The following is a 22,432-nucleotide window of genomic DNA, read 5'->3' on the forward strand; positions in this document are numbered from 1 at the left end:
GCCTGCTTGTTATTGCTATGCTAGAGATTGGAAGGATTTGAATCAGCATGAGTAAAAAAGAGAGTTCACAGCAAAATCAAACAAAGAAAAATGTCATACATCTTGATTTGAAGAATGGAGGCGATGCCAGTATGGCGACAAAAACTTTTAGCAATCCCAATGAATCAGCTGAATGGCTAGCTTCAATGGAACAAGAAAATCGTTATTTAACGCGACAAATCATTCAATTAGAAGAAGAAAAAAAACGGCTGCAAGGAGAGTTAAAGCGTCCTTCACAAGCAGCACAATCCGCTGGCAATTTAGCTTACCCTGAGCAAGTGAACCAGTCATTAAGTGTTTTAGAAGAAAAAAGTGCCCGATTAGAGCAACAATTACTAACAGCTAAAAACTTTATTGATAAATTAAGTGAAGCAGCGGCCAATGATGAGCAAATTATTCGTGAAAATCAAACTTTGCAAAATCAATTGGTAACGACTCAAAGCGCCTTAAGTGATGAAAAAGTCCAACAACATTTGTTGCAAGAACAAATTACTACCTTGGAAGAAGCCATCACTTTAATGAAACGTCAAAGTGCTAGCAAGGTTGAACGGGAAGACTTAGAAGAATTACAAGCTCGAACTCATGACTTAGAAAATGATATTACTCGATTAACAACGGAACGCAATCGTTTATCTGTGCAATTGTTAGATGCCCAAGAGCAAGAAAAAATCTTAAGCACTGACGCTGGGAAAAAGCAAGAAACGATTCAAAAAATCAGTCAAGCTTTAGAGTTAGCGCAATTAGAGTTAGCGGAAGAAAAAGCTAAACACATTGTTGACCCTAAAACTTCACCAGAATATGTGGCGTTATTAGAAGAAAACATTAGCTTGCGCTCCCGCAATCCTAAAGATTCAGCTGATTACTTAGAATTGTTAACTGAGAAAAACAAATATGAGCAAAAATATAAAGCTTATAATCCTAAAGCCAGCAAGGAATATTTAGAGTTGTTAGTCATTACTGAGCGACAACGAGCGCAATTGGCAGAAATGATTGCCAGCCAAGAAATGATTCGCATTACTCAAGATGAAATTGCTGATATCTTATCAGAAGCACAGCGAAAAGCCCGTCGAATTATTGAACATTCTGAAGAACGAGCTTCTGATATTATTAAAGATGCCGAACGCAAAGCCCAACGGATGCGGACTTCATTGAATCATTATAATGAAGATTTGCAAGCGATGGTGACAACTTCGGTAGATGTATTTAGTAAATTAGCTGAACAAGCAGATGGTTTAGATCAAGATTTTGAATTGTAACATTTAAGGTAGACAGACTCATAAATACCGGTAGCGCGACGAAAGTGGCGGCTACCGGTATTTATATGAGGTTGAGGAGGTTTTATTTGAAAGGGGTGAGGGAAATGTAGTTGATTAAGAGAGTATTTGTCAGCTTGTAAGGGCTCCAAATAGCTTTTTTTCACCAATTTAGTTATCATAAAGATAATATATTTTAGCTGCACTGATTTGCTTTTCTATAGATAAAAACAAGTCGTTCCGCTTTAGAAGGTTAAAAAATTATTAGCAAATGAATTTAACGATAAATCAAAAATGGGTGGGGAAATGAAGCCGGAATTTTAGGTGTAATTTTTCACTGCTTTTTTATTGAAAGGCGTAAATTTAACTTGCTAAGTAGGGGAGAGATTGATAGATGATAAAAAAATTGCTTGCCAATGTTGGTGAGTATAAGAAGCAGAGTTTGATGACTCCCTTATACGTCGCTTTAGAGCTAGTATTAGATATGATTATTCCACTAGTTATGGCTAAATTAATTGATGAAGGCATAGAAAAAAATGACGGTGGGATGATTATCAGATTAGGCGGTATCTTATTTGTTTGTGCAATTATTGCGCTATATTTAGGAGCGATGTCAGGTCGGACGGCGGCTGTTGCTTCAGCTGGTTTTGCCAGCAACTTGCGGAAAAATATGTTTGCGAAAATTCAAACTTTTTCTTTTGGCAATATTGACCGTTTTTCAAGTTCCAGTTTAGTAACCCGCATGACAACCGACGTCACCAACGTTCAAAATGCTTATCAAATGATTATTCGGATGTTAGTAAGAAGCCCGTTGAACTTTACTTTTTCATTAATTATGGCTTTTACTATTAATCGTGAGTTATCAATGATTTTTGTGGGAGTTTTACCAGTTTTAGCGCTAGGTTTATTCGGAATTGTTCATTTTGCTCATCCGCTATTTGAAAAAGTTTTCCGGATTTATGACCGTTTAAACAATATCATACAGGAAAATTTACAAGGGATTCGCGTGGTTAAATCTTATGTGCGAGAAGACTTTGAAGAACAAAAATTCGATAATGTTTCAACCGATATTTATAAAGCTTTTTCAAAAGCCCAACGAATTGTGGCTTTCAATAGTCCGATTTTACAATTTTGTGTCTATACTTGTATGCTTTTACTTTCTTGGTTGGGTGCGAAACTAATCGTAGTTGATGGCTCTTTAACAACTGGGGAATTGGTAAGTATGTTTACTTATACAATGCAAATTTTAATGAGTTTAAACATGCTTTCAATGGTATTTGTAATGGTGATTACGGCACGTACTTCAGCAGAACGGATTGTTGAAGTTTTAGATGAAGAAAGTGATTTGCATAATCCAGTCAATCCTTTGATGAATGTCGCTGACGGTTCGGTGGCTTTTAAAGATGTTTGCTTTAGCTATGCCAATGACGCAGAAAAATTGGCCTTAGAAAAAACCAATTTAAGTGTTGCATCAGGTGAATTTATCGGGATTATTGGGGGCACAGGGAGTTCAAAATCTTCCTTAGTGCAATTAATTCCCCGTTTATACGATGTTACTGCTGGCGCCGTGGAAGTTGGTGGTCATGACGTTAGAGAATATGATTTAGAAACTTTGCGAGATGAAGTCAGCATGGTTTTACAAAAAAACACTTTATTCTCTGGTACGATTAAAGAGAATTTACGTTGGGGTAATGAAAATGCCACGGATGAAGATATTATTCGGGTATGTAAAATTGCCCAAGCCGACAGTTTTATTGAAGAGTTCCCTGATAAATATGACACGATGATTTCTCAAGGGGGAAATAATGTTTCCGGTGGCCAAAAACAACGCTTATGTATTGCCCGAGCTTTGTTGAAAAAACCTAAAATTTTAATTATGGATGATTCTACCAGTGCCGTCGATACGAAAACTGATCAAAGTATTCGGGCTGGTTTGAAACAAGAAATTCCAGGTACGACAACTTTTATTATCGCTCAAAGAATTTCTTCTATTCAAGATGCTGACCGCATTATTGTAATGGAAGACGGTAAAATTAATGGCATCGGCACTCATGATGAGTTGTTAGTATCCAATCAAATTTATCGTGAAGTCAATGATTCTCAACAGAAAGGATTTGGTCAAAGTGAAGAATAAATCAATTCAAAGAATCGGACGAAATCCTTTAAGAACTTTAAAACGTTTATTAACTTTTATGTTTTCGATGTATCGCTTACGTTTAGTTGTTGTCATTTTACTTATTTTAGTGGCAGCCTATGCCAACGTACGCGGCTCATTATTCTTACAAGTGGTGATTGATCAATATATTACGCCGATGCTAGCTACTTCAAGTCGCGATTTTAGTGGTTTGTTAAAAGCGGTTATCACGATGGCGGGAATTTATTTAACCGGGATTTTAGCGGCTTTAGTTTACAATTTATTGATGGTAACCATTAGTGAAGGTACGCAAAAGAAAATCCGCGATCAAATGTTTCAGCATTTAGAAAAATTACCCTTACGCTATTTTGACTCTCATGCCGATGGCGATATTATGAGTCACTTTACTAATGATACTGATACGCTGCGACAAATGATTTCCCAAAGTATCCCTAACTTATTAATGGCTTTAGTTACTTTTGTTAGTGTTTTTATTGCCATGATTAGTTTAAGTATTCCTTTAACGCTCTTTGTGGTTTGTTCAGTAAGCTTGATGTTTTTCGTGATTCGGACAGTTGCTAACCGTAGTAGCCGTTTCTTTGGTCAACAACAAAGAAATATCGGGTGGTAAATGGTTATATTGAAGAAATGATGCACGGCCAAAAAGTGGTTAAAATCTTTAATCACGAAAACAAAGCCAAAGCGGAATTTGCTGTTTTAAATGAAGAATTACGCCAAAGTGCTACGGATGCCAATAAAAATGCTAACCAATTGATGCCGATTATGATGAATCTCTTGAACATTCAATATGTTTTAGTCGCTGTGATTGGTGGTTTATTAGCGATTTACGGCAATGCGGCGTTAAGTGTCGGGATGTTAGTTTCTTTTCTACAACTAAGTCGTTCTTTAAATGGACCCATCAGCCAAATTTCACAACAAATTAACTTTGTGATTATGGCATTAGCTGGGGCAGAACGGATTTTTGATTTATTAGATGAAGAAGTAGAAGTTGATGATGGCTACGTGACTTTAGTTAATGTTGAACGCCAAGGGGAACAACTTGTTGAAGCCAGTGCTCGCACAGGTTTATGGGCGTGGAAGCATCCTCATTCAGATGGCAGCGTCACTTACACTCAGTTAACTGGTGATGTGGTTTTTGAAGATGTTGATTTTGGTTACAACAGCGATAAAATGGTTTTACATGACATTAATTTGTATGCTGAACCAGGGCAAAAAGTTGCTTTCGTTGGTGCCACTGGTGCTGGGAAAACCACGATTACCAATTTAATCAATCGTTTTTACGATATTCAAGACGGTAAAATTCGTTATGACGGCATTAACATTAAAAAAATCAAAAAACATTCATTGCGTCGTTCGCTGGGCATTGTTTTACAAGATACGCATTTATTCTCAGACACGATTCGCGATAATATTCGCTACGGAAAATTAGACGCAACCGATGAAGAAGTGGAAGCGGCAGCTAAATTGGCTAACGCTCACAGCTTTATTCAACATTTACCTGAAAAGTATGACACCCAACTTTCAGGCGACGGCGAAGGGCTATCGCAAGGGCAACGGCAGTTATTAGCGATTGCCCGGGCAGCGATTGCTGACCCACCGGTAATGATTATGGATGAAGCGACTTCAAGTATTGATACCCGAACAGAAACGATTGTTCAATCAGGGATGGATAAATTGATGGCGGGACGGACTGTTTTCGTAATCGCTCACCGTCTATCAACGATTCAAAACTCAGATGTGATTATGGTGATGGACCACGGTCGCATTATTGAACGGGGCAGCCATGACAGCTTATTAGCTGAAAAAGGCATGTATTATCAGTTGTACACTGGTAAAGTTGAATTAGATTAAAAAATAAAAATAAGCGCTTGGCTACCGAAAAAGGTGGTCAAACGCTTATTTTTTTAGTGGTTTTCGGTTAAATATTCCACAGCAAACTGAATTTTAGTTACGTTGGCTTGCGTTGTTTGTGGAAAAATAAAATAAGAATTATCTAAAGTGGATAAAACGACACAAGGTCCTTTATCACGATAATTGTATTCGGTATGAATGGAGTACATACTAGCGCTAGGAAAATTCAAAGTCGTTTCAACTTGGCTACCGTAATCTGTAAAGGTTAAATCACAACCTTGAACTTGCTGCTGCAAGCGACCTGTCCCTAAATCAATAAAATTGACAGCATTGGGTAAGGCTTCAATTTTAACAGGAATATCTAAGTGATAATTTCCCCGTTGGATTTCTTGAATGACTTGTTGCCGTTGCCATTCATACCAATCGGGAATATGAATTTTTGAAATGGCGAAATCGGTTGAACTTTTGTTAGTTGTTTCTAAAATTAATTCACCTAATGGCGACAGTTCCCACTGACTTTCGCAGTTTTGACAGCGTAATTTGCTGCCGGCAGAAGTCATTTGATATTCGCTACCGCAGGCACAACATTGATATAAAGCGTGATGTAAACCTTCTGCCCGCCAAGTTTCGCTAATTTCGATTTGTTGTTCTTTTTGCCAAGCGTATTCATCGTAGCTTAAAGCTGCTTGGATTTTTGCTTGTAAGGTTTCAACTGGTAAATCAGCGACTTCTTCAGCAGTGAATAATTGGGTCATTTCAGTAGTTAAGGGGATATTTTTGCGTTTTTTCAAATTCCAAATCGGACTTTGCAAGTAATTGCCATGCATATTTAAAGTCACTACCGGTACTTTCAGCATTTTTACCATTTTGCCAACTGAAGTGGGAAGTTGACTGTGGGTACCGACATTGGCGTAACGGGCTTCCGGATAAATCACCACAATCCGGCCTTCTTTAATCGATTGTTGGATATTTTTAATTAAAGCAAAATCATTCACAAATTTTCGCGTCCCTAAACAACCGGCTTGACGATAGAGCCACTCGCCGTAATATTCAAAACCATCCAACTCAGAAATGTAATTGGCCCGCTGTGGAAAAAGCGCTAAGGGTGTAATATAAAAATCCATAAAAGCGTGATGACTGCCTAAAACGAGATAAGGTGGTTTAAGTCCTTGCATATTGTGCTTCTGAATTTTTAAATGATTGCTTTTGCCAGTTACCCAGCAAAACAGCCAAATCAGTGGTAAGAAAAATAAATTTTGTTTAGGTGGTTTTCGTTTACGGTCAAAAGGAGTTAAGTCCGGTTGCCGTTTTTTTCGAAATAATTTCATGATAATATTTCCTTTTAGCTGCAAGATTTGTTTCTTTTATTATTCATGAAAAAATACCAAAAGACAATAGCTTGGCTAAGATAAAGCTGTAAAAGAATAGTTTACTTATAAAAAAGCCAGCACTTAGTTAAGCGCGCTAGCTTTTGTAGTTAATTTTTTAACAAATCGTAGAGAATATAAGCGGCTAAAAGGATTAAGAGGGTCAGCGAAAGTAGTAAGACTGCAATAAAATATTTAGGATAAGGGTAGCTTACCACCAAGTTGTTTTCACCTGCATGGTTTTCAAAGGTTGGCGTACCGATTTCCGATAGTTTTAAATCTGCATGAGTTAATTCTTTACCATTTAAAGTTAGCTGAGTATTTTGATAAACGACAACCGGAAGATTGATGGTTTGATTTTCTTGCCCCGTCCATTGAATGACTAGCTTTTTATCAACGACTTCTTTTACGAAGTTGTCGTTTTCGAAAATGATATTAATGGCATATTGGTCATATTTATTATTCTTGCTTTGGCGATAAATCGGAACGTAGTCAGGGGTTGATTTTTGCATCAACTTAAGGGCGACTTGTTTGTCAGCTGAAAAGAAGGCTTCTTTTGCCAAAGTAGGATCATCACTCATTAAATAAGTATGCTTGCCACTTTTAAAAGGATCGTCTTTTGTTTGCCAAGCCTGACATTCAACTGCCGATAATGTCAAAGCTTGAATTAAAACTAAAGATAATAAAGGTAGCAAGAATTTATTGGCGTATTTTCCTAGTTGTGAGTAATGTCTAGCAAGCAGTATTATAAATAAAACTGTCGCTGGAACGACAAAACGAAAAGGAAATTGAATCAAATTAACAATCGCTAAATCTTTTTCTGATAAAAATTTCCAAGGAACTAAATTAGTAGCTGCCGCTAAAAATCCTAAAGCAGCAATCAGCAAAAAGCGGTCAAAACTAGCCAAAGCTCGCCAATGATAAATGCTGAAAAAAGTAATCGTTGGAATTATTACAACCAACAACCATGAGTTGGTTATCCAGTGAGAGCTATGAGAGGTAATCGTGTTAAAATAAATCGTTTGATTAATAAAAGGAGGTAAAATTTCATTATGAGTATACAATTCGTAAAAACTATACCAAATATTTAAAGTTAGTAAAATGAAAACCAAAACAGCTCGAATCGCTGCCGAAAACAAGTCTTTAGCTTGTTGTTTATCTTTAAAAATCACGAAAATAAAACTGCATAGATAGATAATTACTAATAAAACCGTTGAAAATAAATGAACTTGCGCCATTAAAGCCACAAAAAAGCCAGTTTCCAACACTTTTAATTTATGTTGCGTCAGTAACGTCACCACTGGAATTAAACATAAGGGAAAAAGAGCCGCGCCCCAACTGGAAAAGCCTTGGCGAATTACCCAATACTGAATGGAGTAAGTGGTCACGTAAAAAATACTAAAGGCAACCGCCTGATTACTTTTCACTTGGCATTTTTTCAAAAGTAAAAACATGGCGCTGCTAGCTAAAAAGAATAACAAGAAATTTGAAAGTAGTTGATAGCCAAACCATGAAGGACTAAGCCAAACCAACAGCCCTTGCAAATAGCCCATTAAAGCCCCGTATAAAGCGTTAACGACGCGACCAGACTGCTGAAAGCCGTACATATTAATGAAATATTGAAAGTTGCCTTCTTGGATTTGTTGAGAAACATCATAAAAGCGATTAAAGTGAAACAACGAATCGGAGGAAATAACCATGCTCCGTGTTAATAATTGCGGTAAAATCAATAATAAAGAAACGAGAGCGAAGTAGCAAAAAGCTCGTTTATTAGTCATTTTTTCTGGTACTATTTTCTGTAATATATTTTTAAGCAAAAAAATCTTCCTTTCCAACATTTGAAATGGTCAGAATTTATTTGAATTACGAATTATTTAGTGAACGTATTTTATCTTAGCAAATTAATTTGTAATAAATGGTAGTTAACTATCGGGTTTAACAAAGACTTAATAAATAGTCTTTTGAAAGAAAAAGTTAAGTGAATTGTGAATAATTCTATTTACTTTACGGGAAAACGGTTGCTTTCAAGCAGAGACAGGAAATTTATTTTGAAAAAGGTGAAAAAGTTTCAACGAACAATTATCTGAAAATTCATTATTTTCTTTATTGACAAACTTTTCTGTTTACGATATACTAAATAACAATTCAACTGTTAGGAGATTTGATTATGAATAACTTACAACAACCACAGCTGAATAACATGTATTACTTTAGCTATTTTAGATAGGTTTGTATTCACAACATTGTGGGTGCAAACAGAACCAATGGTTTGTATCTATGATGGCTAGAGGATTTTGTCTTGAACAAAAACGCCACGTAGAAAATTCGCTAAGTGGCTAAATAAGTAATTTTTTGATTGCGTATTTCCGTCCATTTAGATGAATTGTCTAAATGGACTTTTTGTTTTCAATTTTAAAGAAATGGTTAGGGAAGCAAACTTTCAATACCAATTAGGAGGAAAAAAGATGAAAAAATTAGCTTTATTAGGGATAGCAGCTGCGGCGGGTTTAACATTAGCAGCTTGCGGTAATGGCGGAAGTGCAACTGAAAAAAGTGGCGACAGCGATGAAATGAAAAAAGTAGGTGTTTTACAATTAGTAGAGCACGGTTCTTTAGATGCTGCTTATGAAGGCTTTGTAGAAGGTTTAGCTGAAGGCGGTTATGTTGAAGGAGAAAATTTAAAAATTGAATTTCAAAATGCGCAAAACAGCCAAGATAATTTAATGAGTATGAGTCAACAATTAGTAAATAATAAGCCTGATTTATTATTAGGGATTGCAACTTTATCAGGGCAATCATTGATTAATCAAACAACTGAAATTCCGATTGTGGTAACAGCGGTAACGGATTTAGTCGATGCCAAATTAGTCGCTAGCAACGAAGAACCTGGTGGCAATTTAACCGGTACAACCGATATGGTTCCGATTGAAAAACAAATTGCTTTATTATTAAATATCGTTCCTGAAGCTAAAACAGTGGGCATTATGTACAACTCAGGAGAATCAAACTCTAAATTACAGGCTGACTTAGCGCAAGCTGCTTTAGAAAAAGCTGGCATTAAGGTAGAAGTTAAAACTGCTACTACCACCAATGACGTACAACAAGTAACCGAAGCTTTAGCGAAAAATGTCGATGCTATTTATGTGCCGACTGATAACACTTTTGCCAGCGCTGCTGCGATTGTCGGCGAAGTTGCCAAAACAACTAAAACACCAGTTATCACAGGTTCGGTTGAACAAACAACCGACGGCGGTTTGGCGACTTATGGCATCAACTACCATTCTTTAGGCAAACAAACCGGCGAGATGGCAGCGAAAATTTTAGATGGCAAAGCCAAACCAGCTGATACCGCAGTTGAATCTGCTAAAGAATTAGAATTAATTGTTAATACTGAAATGGCGGAAGCTTTAGGGATTGACCCTGACAGCATTGTCGCACCAGAATAAACAAAAAAATAGCGATTGAGAAATTGCTTAAACATAATTTGAAAAAAATCTCAGTCGCTAGCAGTTACATAGTCAAACAGTGACAAAATCAAACTATCAAAACGAATCAGGACGGAGTTTGCAATTATGAGTAATTTATTTTCTTTATTAACTAGTTCTTTTGCCCAAGGGCTTTTATGGTCCTTGTTAGCGATTGGCGTATTTTTAACTTATCGAATTTTAGATATTGCTGATTTAACAGCGGAAGGGAGTTATCCTTTAGGTGGCGGGATTGCGGCGATTTCAATTGTCAATGGCCTTTCACCGGTTGTCGCTTGCATTTTAGGCTTTTTAGGTGGCGCAGCTGCTGGTTTAGTTAGTGGTTTATTGCATACGAAATTAAAAATCCCTGCTCTTTTAGCCGGAATTATTACCATGACTGGTTTATATTCGGTGACGGCTCGCGTGATGGGGGCACCTAACTTAGCTTTAATTGGTGAAGATACGATTTTTAGCCTATTACAAAAACGTGGTTTATCCAAAGAATTAGTGGTAATTATTACGGGTTGTGTGGTAGTTGCCTTGGTGATTACTTTGTTAGTTTTATTTTTCAAAACCGAAATCGGCTTAGCAATTCGTTCCACTGGCGATAATATTGCGATGAGTGAAGCCAACGGAATTAATACGGATAATATGAAATTAATCGGTTATATGTTATCAAATGGCTGTATTTCTTTAGCGGGTGCTTTATTAGTTCAAAATAATGGCTTTGCCGATTTAAATTCCGGAACCGGTACAATCGTGATTGGTTTAGCTTCCGTGATTATCGCCGAAGTAATTTTCCGTAATCAGCCGCTATTATTCCGGTTGCTAACGATTGTTTTAGGAGCGACCGCTTATCGCTTTATTTTAGCTTTAGTCTTTAGCGCTAATGTGCAAGCCAGCGATTCAAAATTGGCTTCAGCCTTAGTATTAGCGGTTTGTTTAGCTTTACCAGAAGTGCGTAAAAAATTAGGCCTTGGTACTCGTAAGAAAGGGGACGCTTAAGATGACTCCAGTATTAGAAATTAGCAATTTACATCATTATTTTGAAAAAGGCACCGTCAATGAAAACCACGTTTTAAAAGGCATTAACTTAACTATGAATCCCGGCGAATTTATTACGATTATTGGTGGTAACGGCGCTGGTAAATCGACATTGTTAAACAGTATCGCCGGTACTTTATCCACAGAAATTGGTAAAGTGATGTTAAACGGCAAAGATGTGACGAAACGATCCGTGATGAAGCGTTCAAGCCAAGTGAGCCGAGTCTTTCAAGATCCTAAAATGGGGACAGCAGTGCGTTTAACAGTGGAAGAGAATTTGGCGCTAGCTTTAAAACGGGGGCAAAACCGCGGTTTTAGTGCCGGTGTTAAAAATAAAAACCGGGCGTTTTTCAAAGAACAATTAGCCACTTTAAATTTAGGCTTAGAAAATCGTTTAGGTACAGAAATTGGGTTACTTTCTGGCGGGCAGCGGCAAGCAATTACGCTGTTAATGGCGACTTTGCAACGGCCAGAATTAATTTTATTAGATGAACATACGGCGGCTTTAGATCCGAAAACTTCTTTAACGGTGATGAGCTTAACCGAAAAACTTATTCATGAGCAGCAATTAACCGCCTTTATGGTGACTCATGATATGGAAGATGCCATTCGCTATGGCAATCGTTTAATTATGCTACATCAAGGACAAATCGTGGTGGACCTTCCTCAATCTCAAAAACAGGATTTAACTGTAGCTGAGTTGATGGATTTATTCCATAAAAATAGCGGAACTGAGTTAAAGGATGACCAGCTATTATTAGCATAACCCCCCCTTACAACTTACTTTTTATTTTCAATAGCTAGGCATTCAAAGTTCCCTATGCAAAAAGAATCCTCAAGACACTTCATTGAAGGTTAAGTGTCTTGAGGATTTTTGTTTTATTTGCGTAGCTTTAATTAGTTACCAATTAAAAAGTCTAAAATATCCCAGCCGTCAGAATTTTGAGCTTTATACAATTCAGTATAACCACACTGGCTGCAACTTACAGTGATGAATTTTTTATTTTGCACATCGAAAATTTTTGCAAAATTGCCCCCGGTTGCTTGAAACTGATCTGACTCATAATGGGTGTTGCCACACTTCTCGCAAATATACTGTTTTTTCTCCATAATAATTTCTCTCCTTTAGTTGTAAGCTTTAACTTTATATTTATAGTATAGCGTTTTTTTGAAAAAAAGACTCCACCGAAAGACTGATTTTTAGCTGCTTATTTAGGCGGATAAATATTACGGAAAGCTTGATAGCAGTCTGTCAATTGATTTTGACAAAGAAAATTTTGCGTTTCCCACTAATTGCTAAAAAAATTTGGTATGATGAGCTTGTAAAAATGTGAGTGAAGGATGAGGACGATGACTTTTGGTAAAAGGTTAAAAGAATTACGTAATGCCCAACAATTAACGCAAGATGAGTTAGCGAAGAAAATTTGCGTTTCCCGTCAATCTATTTCCAATTGGGAAAACGACAAAGGTCAACCGGACTTGGCAAATTTAATTTTATTAAGTGAATTATTTAAACTTTCGATTGATGAGTTAGTAAATCAGAAGGGATCTGGAGAAATGAAGAAACCACTGTTGAAATCGCAGCTAGATAAAGCTAGTGTCATTTTGTTAGGAATTTGGTCGGTGTTACTGGTGGTTTTACAAATTGTTTTAAATGTTCAATCTACTTTGTTGCTGTTACTTTATGCTTTAGGTGGTTTTGGAATTACGATAAATTATATGCGAAAAACCAAACGCTTAGCCAATTTATTTGGTCAAGGGGAAGATACCTACGATATTGTTTTTTACGTATGGGTTTTCTTTGCAATGGCGATTGTTGCTAGCGTAACAGCACAAACTGCACTCTTTGGTGGAGGAGGACCACTTCAATGAAAAAAGGTCTGATTATCACTTTAGGGGAGCAACCCTTTAACAGTCTACAATGGGCGCAACAAGATCAAAATTATTTACCCCGTTTAAAAAATTATCTGCAGCTAAATTACCCTGATTATACTTGGGAAAGCCAGCCTTTTTATAAGCTACAAGCTAGCGATGATTTTGAAGCTGTGGCTGTTACGCCGATTGCCCAGCTGCATTTGAGGAAAGTTCAAGCCTGGTTTCCTGATATTCGATTAATTTCGGTGCCACAAGAAGATTTTATGCGGATGATGGCGGCTAAAGGCGCCGTTATGGGGTGCACTACTGGCTATGTTTTAAATGATGCGCCAGTTATGATTTCCCAAAAACAATTGGCGCAGTTAGGTGAGTTTTCTGCTGATGCTCTGCGAATGTTAATGCGGGACCAGCCGACAATTTATTGGAATGTAGTGCCTTTTGCTGAGTTAAAAGAACTTTTAACTCAAAAACAAAAAAATATAACGGTGGCTTTAACGCCGCGAGCGTATTCTTATAATAAATATTTGGCAATCAATTTTCCAGAAGTAAAAATAATCAAAGTTACCCCAGAAGCTTTTGAAAAGAAATCTTATCAAACGGAATGGTCTTTATTAGGAATCGGCGCTGCCACTTGGTTTATTTTATTATTATTAGTGTTATTTAGATAAAAAATAGTTTGGAGGTTTTATGATGAAAAAAATCGCCTTTGTTTTATATGGAAAACAATTAGTTAGTGTGACTTATATTGGCGGGCTACCTTATACTAAAGATTTGGAGAAAAAACTTCAGGCAGCGTTAGCTGATACTTATGAAGTAACCTTCAAATGGGAGGAAGCATTAAAAAACCAGACTGTTGATGCGCTAATTATTCCTGAGCCGTTTATGCCGATTTTAAATGAAGGGAATATCCCTGAAATTAAAGTGCCCGCCCACTTACTGCTAGATAAACAAGTCGTAGAAGTAAAAAGAATTATTGATGAATTTTTTTATTAAAAAACGAAAAGGCTTTCTTTTGAAAGAAAATCAGGTATAATATACTTAGATAAAAGAAAGGAGCAATTTACATGAAAAAAATTCTATTTGGTTTGGTTGCCATTGTTGGAATCTTTGCAGTAAGTCAAGAAGCTGAAGCAAGCACAAAAATGTATCGTTTATACAACCCCAATAATGGGGAGCATTTTTATACAGAAGCTTGGGTTGAGCGGGATAGCTTATTTACGAAAGGCTGGAATTATGAAGATGTGGCTTGGTTAGCACCAAGCAGTGGTGAAGCTGTTTATCGGATGTATAATCCTAATGCTGGTGACCATCACTATACGCGTGATAAAAACGAAGTGACAATGTTAAAAAATTCCGGTTGGAAAGAAGAAAATATTGGCTGGTATTCTGATTCGCAACAAAGAGTGCCGATGTATCGTTTATACAATCCTAATGCCAAAACCGGCACCCATCATTACACTGCTAATCAAGCAGAAGTCGATCAGTTGAAAAAAATTGGTTGGGAATATGAAGGAATCGGTTGGTACGCAGAAAATGTCGATACTTCTACCGGAGTTGTACCAGCAAATATTCGGGGAAACTTCCAAGGAACCAATAAATATGACGGTTCAGTTATTCGGGTAGCTTTCGCTAAAAATGAAATCATTGCTGGCGGAAAATCTTATGTTGCAACAGCAATAAATTCTTCAGGAGCTAATACTTTAGTCAGCTGGGATGTTGCTGAATTTGAAAAAAGATACAATGTGAAAGTCCCTGGTCCGCAAGCTTTTTGGATGCGTCCAGAAGGGAACCACTATATTTATGGTGATGTAAATACCGTTTATAAAAAATAATTAACAATTGCCTAATGACGATTTCTTAGTTGTTAGGCAGTTTTTTTATCCCAAAAGCTGCAGAAATCTGCTACACTAGAAGCAATAACAAATGCGGCTAAAAAGCAAGTAGCGAGGTAAATATGACGACGAAAGAAAAAGTTTTAGAAATTTTGCAATTAAGCAATACCACCGTTTCTGGTGAAAAAATGGCGCAAGTGCTGGCTATTTCAAGAACGAGCATTTGGAAAGCCATTAAAGAATTGGAAAAAGCTGGCTATCAAATTCAGCACGAAGCCACAGGTTATCGTTTAGTGGCTGCTGATGTTTTATCAGTCAAAGAAATTCAGCAGGCTTTGCTAAAACCTGAGTGGTTAGAGGAAATTCAAGTTTTTAACGAATCAGTTTCAACCATGATTGATGCAAAAAAAGTAGCGATTGAAAGTAATCCCCCCACTGCTTTATTTGTGGCGGACACCCAAACGGCAGCGAAAGGCCGCTTTGGTCGGCCGTTTTTTGCGAAACCTTCGCAAGGTTTATACTTTAGCTTGTTGCTAAATCCTTATCGCAGCTTTGAAGAGTTGCCGCAATACACCGTAATTATGGCGGTGGCGATTGCTCAAGCGATTGATAAAATCGCGGCTGTTGCTACTGAAATAAAATGGGTTAACGATATTTATTTAAACGGCAAAAAAATCTGTGGGATTTTATCGGAAGCCATGAGCGATGTGGAAACCATGCAAATTTCTCATATTATTATCGGCGCCGGCATCAATTTCAGTATTCCCCAACAAGATTTTGCGCCTGAAGTACAAGCAAGAGCTACTTCGATTTTTCCAGATGGGCAAACAGATTGCACCCGTAATCAATTAATGGCAGAAATTATCAACCAGTTTTTCACTTTATTAGAGGAGCCACAAAATGCTATTAAAATTTATCGCGAGAAATCCTTTGTCTTAGGGAAAAAAGTTTCTTTTGTTAAACAAGGAACGACTTATGAAGGCTTGGCTACCTCAATTACAAATCTTGGTGAGTTAGTGGTGGACGTCGATGGTGCAGCGATGGTTTTATCTTCAGGGGAAATTAGTTTAGCGAGTATTGAAAGATAAGTGGGTTAGAGAATAATAATAAAACTTCTGTTTCGGTGTGAAATGGAAGTTTTTTTGTTATTCTGTAGTTTTTTGCTGTATTTTAAGATTGGTTAAAAATAACAGCCCCATTCCACATTACAAAAATAGAATCCAATCTTGTTAACATTATTCTGCCAGAATTTTCCAGCTTATATGAAATTTTTGCTGTCTTTTACAATCGCGATAGTTTTTTTGTCAGAGCTGAGTATAATAACAGTAACTGAATAGATAGCGCATTCAATGAAGGGAATGAGGTGAGAGTCCTCAACAGCCCCTTTCTACTGTATAAGCAGACGAAATCGAAAAGAGACCACTTAACGGGAAGGTCAGAGAGTAGGACGAAGCAAAGTCAGGATACCTTGGTTGATTGTGAGTGGAAAAATTGGATTGGGAAGATTTTTATGGCTGAAAGCTGTTGTGACTAGCACAATAGTTTATTTAGCATGATTACGTCTCGAACTTTGTGTTTTCACATTGTTTGAGGCGTTTTTTCTTTTCCTTTGGCTATTCATTTATGAATGGGGGGGATTTATTGAGTCAATTTATTTGTAAGACGTGTCAATTTATTTATGATGAGGAACAAGGAGATAGTAAAAACGGCATTCCGCCTAAAACGCAACTCAAAGATTTGAAAAATTCTTTATGTCATACTTGCGGGATGCGTAATTTACAACGCTATCAGGTAATTTCACAAATTAGAAGCTGAAACGTATAATTTTTTTAGCGGACGTTGGCATGCGGATTTATTTATGGAGCAATTGCAGATAAAAACGATGATGAAAATTTTAGATGTTGGTGCAGGAACAGGTCGAGTAACCAGAGAATTATTACAGAAAAATTTGAAAGTGACCGCCTTAGAGCGTAGTCCGCAAATGATTGCTGAAATGCAAAGACAAAAATTAACAGAAAATACTGATTTTCAGCTAATTACAGGCGATTATCAACAAATGACGACACAACAAAAATACGACTGTTTAATTTTTTCAGATAATCTTTTGCAAGAATTATTTTGGGAAAGTGATTTGCAGACTGTTTTTACTAAAGCTACTCAGTTGTTAAAAAAAGGTGGCAGCATTTGGGTGGAGTTACTAATGCCATTAACAAAGACGATTAACTATCAACGCAGTAAACTAGCAAATTTACAAACAGAATATATGATGGAAGTTCAGCTAATAACGAATGAAGAAAAGGCCACTCTTCGCTATACAAATCAACTGGAGAAATTTGTAGCTGGTTATGCTACTGAGAAATATCGAGTGACCCGGGAGTTAAAAATCCTTTCAGAAACAGATATTATTGAAGCTTTACCAGGTAATTTAAAATTGGAGAGAGTGCTTGATGTAGCAAAAGAAATTCATTTTCCAGATACAACAGGGAATAATTTTCTTTGGGTAGATGGTGGTTATCCACTACCAAATTCTCACCCGCAAATCAGCAAAAAAGTTTTAATACTAAAAGAAAAATAAAGAAAAGAGGAAACCTTATGAAAAAAATCTGTTTATTATTATCAACTGTTTTTTTACTAACTGCTTGTGGTACCAACAAAGGCACGGAAACTAGCAGCAGCTCTGAGACGCTTGCTTCAACAACTAGTTCTACTACAACTGAAGAAACGCTGATTACAACTTATGATTTTGTAAAAAATCCTGTAGAATTGGCTTTTGAAAAAGTTCCGGAGCGAGTAGTAGCAGTTTATCAAAGTCCAATTGAAATTATGCTAGCTTTAGGTTTGGCAGATCATTTAGTAGCGACAGCGCAACTAGATACAGATGTGAAGCCAGAATATCAAGCAGAATTTGCAGATATTCAATATTATGATGTTTCACCAGGGAAAGAAGAAATTTTAGGTTTGAATCCTGATTTTATTTTTAGTTGGTACTCGTACTTTGGACCAGAAAAATTAGGAGATATTTATTTCTGGAATGAACGAGGTACTAATACTTACATCGCTCAAAATAGCGGTATTCAAACACCCAATACTTTAGCTCACGAATATGAAGATATCCGCAATATTGCTAAAATTTTTAAAGTAGAAGAACGCGGTGAAGAAATTATCGCGGAAATGGAAGCAGAAATAGCCAAAGCTAAGGATTTTGTTGAGGGTAAAGAAAAAGTCAAAGCGATTATTGTTGAAGTAGCAAAAGATGGAATGTATCGTGTTTATGGTGCTGACAGTATTGGTGGCGATATGGCACAACAAGTTGGCGCAGAATTAGTGATGGATAAAAATGGCACGATTAGTAAAGAAGAGTTAGTTGCTTTGAATCCAGAAGTTATTTTCTCAGTTTACTTTGGTGAAGCGATTGAATCTGAACAGGCGGTCAGTTCTTTTACTGAAAACGAAAGTCTACAAAATTTAAGTGCTGTTAAAAATCAGCGGGTTGAACCGATTGTTTTAAGTGAAGTATATGCAACTGGGATTCGGACGTTTGACGGTATTGTGACGATTTCTAAGGGTTTATACCCAGATTTATATGAATAAGCAAACAACTGAAAGCCAGCTACAACACTATCAAAAAGCTCATTGGAAATTTAGTTTAATCGTGATTGCATTAAGTTTATTATTACTGTTTTCAATTGTCTACTCAATAACGTTTGGCTCGGTAAATATTTCTTGGCAAATGGTTTATCAAATTATTTATGGACAAGTAACAGATAACTCAGCAATTTTAGCAGGGGTTGATAGTGGCTGGATTGATATTGTTTGGATGATTCGTTTACCGCGAGTATTATTGGCTACCGCAGTGGGAGCCAGTCTGGCGTTGACGGGAACGGTTATGCAAGCTATTTTACGAAATCCTTTGGCAGATCCTTACGTTTTAGGAATTTCCTCAGGGGCCTCTTTAGGAGCTACCTTGTCGATTATGTTAGGTGTCGGGATTTCTTTTGGAGCTAATTATATTGGTGTTTGTGCTTTTTTAGGAGCGCTACTGGCTTCTCTAATCGTTTTGTTTTTAGGGAATTTTCGCAATCGGGAAGGGATTTCCCGATTATTATTAGTTGGGGTGGCATTAAGCTCCTTGTGTTCGGCTTTATCGAGCTTTATTGTCTTTATCTCGGGGCGAAAAGAAGGCATGCAGACCTTGAATTTTTGGTTGTTAGGGAGTTTGACGGCGGCTAATTGGCAATTGTTAAAAGTTTTATTGCCATTAGTTTTGGTTATTTGCCTATTCTTTTGTTTTCAATCTCGTGTTTTAAACTTAATGCTTTTAGGAGATGAGACAGCACGAACATTAGGACGAGAGAATTTCTATTTTAGAATTTTATATATTCTGTTGGTGTCTATTTTATGTGGCTTTGTGGTTTATGCTTGCGGAATTATTGGTTTTGTTGGTTTAGTAGTTCCTCATATTACGCGGATTTTAGTAGGGGTTAATCATCGTCGGATGGTACCTGTTACCATCTTATTTGGAGCAATTTTTCTGATTTGGACAGATGTTTTATCACGAATGATTATTAAAGGTTCGGAAATCCCTATTGGTATCATCGTTTCGGCGATAGGTGCACCTTTCTTTCTTTACTTAGTGATGCAAAATCCCCAAAAGAGAGGGGGAAAATAAATGAGGGCTAGCTATCAAATTAAAGATTTAATAGTGGAATTAAATCATAAGACCATTTTGAAAAAACTTAACTTAACTTTAGAAAAAGATTGTTTTATTGGGATCATTGGTCCAAATGGTAGTGGGAAAACGACTTTTTTGAAATGTCTTTATAAAGAAATCAAAGGTTATCAAGGAAATGTCCATTTTTTTGAAAAAGACTTAAAAAACTGGAAGGCCAGAGAAATTGCGAAACATAACGCAGTAGTTACACAAATCAGTGAAGTTTCTTTTGATTTTAATGTTTTGGATATCGTTTTAATGGGGCGGGAGCCTTATAAAGAATGGTGGCAAGGAAATGTTAAAGCAGATATTGAAATTGCTTTAAAAAATTTGCAAGCAGTGGGGTTATCTGCCTATAAAGATGTGGCTTTTGCGCAGTTATCTGGTGGCGAAAAACAGCGGGTTTTACTAGCGCGAGCTTTGACACAAGAAGCAGAATGCTTAATTTTAGACGAGCCGACGAATCATTTAGATGTAAAGAACCAAATCGATTTTTTAAACTTAGTAAAAAATTTAAAGCTAACAGTGATTGCCGTGATTCATGATTTAAATTTAGCAGCTAATTATTGTGATCAATTATATTTATTAAAAGATGGTTTGATTCAAGCTGCGGGTGCACCTAAGGAAATTTTAACTGCAGAGCTGATTCAAGAAGTTTTTGAAGTAGAATGTAAAGTCTATCAGCTAGAAAATCAGTTGCAGATTGTTTATCGAATGAAAATGTAAAAATTTGTTGAGCTAAGCGTTTTAATGGTTTAGCTCTTTTTTTGTTAAAAAGAAACCATGAAGTTTTTGTGATTATAAATTCAAAAATGTGATATAATGGAAAAAATTAGTAGGAGGCGTTTTATGAACGAAGACAAACTGCTGATTAAAATAGCAGAAATGTACTATCAAGAAGATAAAAATCAAAGTCAAATTGCTAAAGAGCTGAATATTCATCGTTCAACGATAAGTCGGTTATTAAAAAAATCTCGTGAAGAAGGGATTGTGCAAGTTACAATTAATTATGATAAAGACGAGGCGTATGAACTGGAAAAAAAATTACAGGAAAAATTTGGATTAGAGCGAGCCAGTGTGGTTCAAGTTTCATCAGAAGTTGCTGAAGAGCAACGTCTATCAATGGTAGCTGTAACAGCTGATGAATATCTAACTTCCATCTTAGAAGACCAACAAATGATTGGTTTTTCTTGGGGAGGAACACTTTCTGCCTTTGCAACAAATATGAGTCCGAAAAATTATAAAGATATTTTATGTATCCCTTTAATTGGGGGGCCAGCTGGTAGATTAATTAGTGATTATCATGTAAATACAATTACCTATGAAGCGGCTAAAAAATTGAATGGTCGAGCTTTGTTAATTGATGCGCCCGCATTTCCGGAGTCAAAAGAAGTTAAGGAAGCATTAATGAATAATCCTTTTAATCAAGAGTTAATTGAGCACTGGAAAAAAGTTGATATTGCAATTTTTGGTATTGGTAGTCCACATTTAAGCGGTCGGCGGGCTTGGACTGATTTTTATGGGGATGATATGTTAAATCAGTTAACGCAACAAGAAGTAGTCGGCGATGTTATTTCGAAGTTTTATAATAGCCAAGGAGAACATGTGCTTAGTGATTTAGATGAACGAATTATTGGGGCGAGTTTAGAAGATTTGTTACAAATTAAAATCCGTATCGGGATTGCTGAATCTAAAGATAAAGCATTAGCGATTCTAGGTGCATTACGTGGGCGCTATGTTAATGTTTTAGTAACCACAGCAGAAACAGCTCGAGAAATTTTGATGTTAGATGAAAAACAAACGATCTAAAAGTGACTTGATCTTTTGTTATAAAATTTGAATTTGAGAGAGTTCTATATAAAAAAATACAGAGAATTTTACTTTTTTAGTAATAATTCTCTGTATTTTTTTATACCTTTTAGCACAAATGTGAACATCGTGTAAAAAAAGTGAAAAAAGTTATTGACAAAAAGAAAACGTTTCACTTATAATGAAGTCACAAAAGTTAAAACAAAATCACAAATGTTAGGATGATGGAAATGAATTGGTTAGCTATTGAAGGAAAAGTTGTTATTGTGACAGGTGGCTCATCAGGAATCGGTTTAGCGATTGTCACTGAACTTTGCGAATTAGGTTGTAAAGTAGTGAATGCAGATTTAGAAACGGGAAACTTTACTCATGAAAATTTACTTTTCGTTAAAACTGATGTATCTTCACGAACTTCTGTAGAAGCGATGCTGGAGCGGACTATTGAAGCTTATGACACTGTTGATGCGGTTGTTAATAATGCAGGGATTAATATGCCGGCTTTGTTAGCGGATGCGGCAAATGCCCATGGGCAATATGAATTGAATGATGCAGTTTTTGATAAAATAGTAGCGATTAATCAAAAAGGCGTGTATTTAGTCAGCCAGGCTGTGGGCAGAATCTTAACTGAAAAAGGTTCAGGTGTAATTATTAATATGTCTTCTGAAAGCGGATTAGAAGGTTCGGAAGGACAAAGTGCATATGCTGCAACAAAAGCTGCAATTAACAGTTTTACTCGTTCGTGGGCAAAAGAATTAGGTAAAAAAGGTGTTCGTGTAGTCGGAATAGCACCCGGCATTATGGAAGAAACGGGTTTACGAACACTTGCTTATGAAACTGCGTTAGCCTATACTCGCGGAATTTCGGTAGATGATTTACGATCTGGATATAGCAAAACCAGCACCATTCCGTTAGGTCGTAGTGGCAAATTGGCGGAAGTTGCTGATTTAGTTGCGTACTTTGTGTCAGATCGTTCAAGTTATATTAGCGGTGTAACTGTGAATATCGCTGGTGGAAAGACGAGGGGATAAG

At 36.6% G+C, this 22,432-nt stretch carries 19 protein-coding genes, 2 pseudogenes and 1 riboswitch; of the genes and pseudogenes, 18 read left to right on the forward strand and 3 right to left on the reverse strand.

All coding sequences use genetic code 11. From position 1 onward, the window contains the following. Positions 1-47 precede the first annotated feature (47 nt). The 3 genes and pseudogenes from M2139_RS09370 (at position 48) to M2139_RS09380 (ending at position 5,298) form a co-directional block, all read left to right on the forward strand. A complete protein-coding gene (locus M2139_RS09370; protein ID WP_280738577.1) occupies positions 48-1,295 on the forward strand; it encodes a hypothetical protein in 1,248 nt (415 codons plus the stop codon). Between the two features lie 391 nt (positions 1,296-1,686). Next, a complete protein-coding gene (locus M2139_RS09375) occupies positions 1,687-3,426 on the forward strand; it encodes an ABC transporter ATP-binding protein (protein ID WP_280738578.1) in 1,740 nt (579 codons plus the stop codon). Positions 3,427-3,484: 58 nt separating this feature from the next. Further along, a pseudogene (locus M2139_RS09380) lies at positions 3,485-5,298 on the forward strand (ABC transporter ATP-binding protein). Between the two features lie 53 nt (positions 5,299-5,351). Here M2139_RS09380 and M2139_RS09385 read toward each other — a convergent pair. Then, a complete protein-coding gene (locus M2139_RS09385; RefSeq protein ID WP_280738579.1) occupies positions 5,352-6,626 on the reverse strand; it encodes a 1-acyl-sn-glycerol-3-phosphate acyltransferase in 1,275 nt (424 codons plus the stop codon). A 149-nt stretch (positions 6,627-6,775) separates the two neighbouring features. Then, positions 6,776-8,482 (reverse strand): hypothetical protein, encoded by a 1,707-nt coding sequence (locus M2139_RS09390; protein WP_280738580.1) that lies wholly within the window; start codon positions 8,480-8,482, stop codon positions 6,776-6,778. A gap of 648 nt (positions 8,483-9,130) precedes the next feature. Between M2139_RS09390 and M2139_RS09395 the strand changes: the two genes are divergently transcribed. The 3 genes from M2139_RS09395 to M2139_RS09405 all read left to right on the forward strand — a co-directional run bounded on the left by M2139_RS09395 (position 9,131) and on the right by M2139_RS09405 (position 11,942). Further along, positions 9,131-10,111 carry an ABC transporter substrate-binding protein gene (locus tag M2139_RS09395; RefSeq protein ID WP_280738581.1) on the forward strand — a complete coding sequence of 327 codons (981 nt, stop codon included), beginning with the start codon at positions 9,131-9,133 and terminating at the stop codon, positions 10,109-10,111. A gap of 126 nt (positions 10,112-10,237) precedes the next feature. Further along, positions 10,238-11,137: an ABC transporter permease gene (locus tag M2139_RS09400; RefSeq protein WP_280738582.1), complete on the forward strand. Its 900-nt coding sequence runs from the start codon at positions 10,238-10,240 to the stop codon at positions 11,135-11,137. A 1-nt stretch (position 11,138) separates the two neighbouring features. Further along, entirely contained in the window at positions 11,139-11,942 is an 804-nt protein-coding gene (locus tag M2139_RS09405; RefSeq protein WP_280738583.1) for an ABC transporter ATP-binding protein, read from the forward strand. A gap of 131 nt (positions 11,943-12,073) precedes the next feature. On the opposite strand, the gene M2139_RS09410 is transcribed toward M2139_RS09405, so the two are convergent. Then, a complete protein-coding gene (locus M2139_RS09410) occupies positions 12,074-12,286 on the reverse strand; it encodes a zinc ribbon domain-containing protein (RefSeq protein ID WP_280738584.1) in 213 nt (70 codons plus the stop codon). A 240-nt stretch (positions 12,287-12,526) separates the two neighbouring features. Here M2139_RS09410 and M2139_RS09415 point away from each other — a divergent pair, with 240 nt between their 5' ends. From M2139_RS09415 to M2139_RS09470, 12 genes and pseudogenes are all read left to right on the forward strand, one after another. Further along, positions 12,527-13,048 carry a helix-turn-helix transcriptional regulator gene (locus M2139_RS09415; protein ID WP_280738585.1) on the forward strand — a complete coding sequence of 174 codons (522 nt, stop codon included), beginning with the start codon at positions 12,527-12,529 and terminating at the stop codon, positions 13,046-13,048. Beyond that, positions 13,045-13,719, forward strand: a complete 675-nt coding sequence (locus M2139_RS09420; protein ID WP_280738586.1) for a hypothetical protein — start codon at positions 13,045-13,047, stop codon at positions 13,717-13,719. Before M2139_RS09415 ends, M2139_RS09420 begins: the two co-directional genes overlap by 4 nt. 19 nt (positions 13,720-13,738) lie before the next feature. Next, positions 13,739-14,044 carry a hypothetical protein gene (locus tag M2139_RS09425; protein WP_280738587.1) on the forward strand — a complete coding sequence of 102 codons (306 nt, stop codon included), beginning with the start codon at positions 13,739-13,741 and terminating at the stop codon, positions 14,042-14,044. Positions 14,045-14,115: 71 nt separating this feature from the next. After that, the gene (locus M2139_RS09430; protein WP_280738588.1) at positions 14,116-14,883 is read left to right on the forward strand and encodes a hypothetical protein; all 768 of its coding nucleotides are present in this window, start codon (positions 14,116-14,118) and stop codon (positions 14,881-14,883) included. A gap of 122 nt (positions 14,884-15,005) precedes the next feature. Continuing rightward, positions 15,006-15,971 carry a biotin--[acetyl-CoA-carboxylase] ligase gene (locus M2139_RS09435; RefSeq protein WP_280738589.1) on the forward strand — a complete coding sequence of 322 codons (966 nt, stop codon included), beginning with the start codon at positions 15,006-15,008 and terminating at the stop codon, positions 15,969-15,971. A 264-nt stretch (positions 15,972-16,235) separates the two neighbouring features. Then, positions 16,236-16,352: riboswitch (cobalamin riboswitch) on the forward strand. Positions 16,353-16,524: 172 nt separating this feature from the next. After that, positions 16,525-16,698, forward strand: coding sequence for a rubredoxin (locus tag M2139_RS09440; RefSeq protein WP_280738590.1), 174 nt, complete (start codon positions 16,525-16,527; stop codon positions 16,696-16,698). Between the two features lie 19 nt (positions 16,699-16,717). After that, a pseudogene (locus tag M2139_RS09445) lies at positions 16,718-17,458 on the forward strand (class I SAM-dependent methyltransferase); the annotation flags it as partial. A 17-nt stretch (positions 17,459-17,475) separates the two neighbouring features. Beyond that, a complete protein-coding gene (locus M2139_RS09450) occupies positions 17,476-18,474 on the forward strand; it encodes an ABC transporter substrate-binding protein (protein WP_280738591.1) in 999 nt (332 codons plus the stop codon). Next, the gene (locus tag M2139_RS09455; protein WP_280738592.1) at positions 18,467-19,552 is read left to right on the forward strand and encodes an iron ABC transporter permease; all 1,086 of its coding nucleotides are present in this window, start codon (positions 18,467-18,469) and stop codon (positions 19,550-19,552) included. Before M2139_RS09450 ends, M2139_RS09455 begins: the two co-directional genes overlap by 8 nt. Beyond that, the gene (locus M2139_RS09460; protein WP_280738593.1) at positions 19,553-20,320 is read left to right on the forward strand and encodes an ABC transporter ATP-binding protein; all 768 of its coding nucleotides are present in this window, start codon (positions 19,553-19,555) and stop codon (positions 20,318-20,320) included. It begins immediately after the preceding gene. A gap of 123 nt (positions 20,321-20,443) precedes the next feature. Continuing rightward, positions 20,444-21,403, forward strand: coding sequence for a sugar-binding transcriptional regulator (locus tag M2139_RS09465; protein ID WP_280738594.1), 960 nt, complete (start codon positions 20,444-20,446; stop codon positions 21,401-21,403). Positions 21,404-21,633: 230 nt separating this feature from the next. Next, positions 21,634-22,431 carry an SDR family oxidoreductase gene (locus M2139_RS09470; RefSeq protein ID WP_280738595.1) on the forward strand — a complete coding sequence of 266 codons (798 nt, stop codon included), beginning with the start codon at positions 21,634-21,636 and terminating at the stop codon, positions 22,429-22,431. Position 22,432 lies beyond the last annotated feature (1 nt).

The organism is Enterococcus sp. PF1-24 (assembly GCF_029893325.1).
Lineage (GTDB): Bacteria > Bacillota > Bacilli > Lactobacillales > Enterococcaceae > HY326.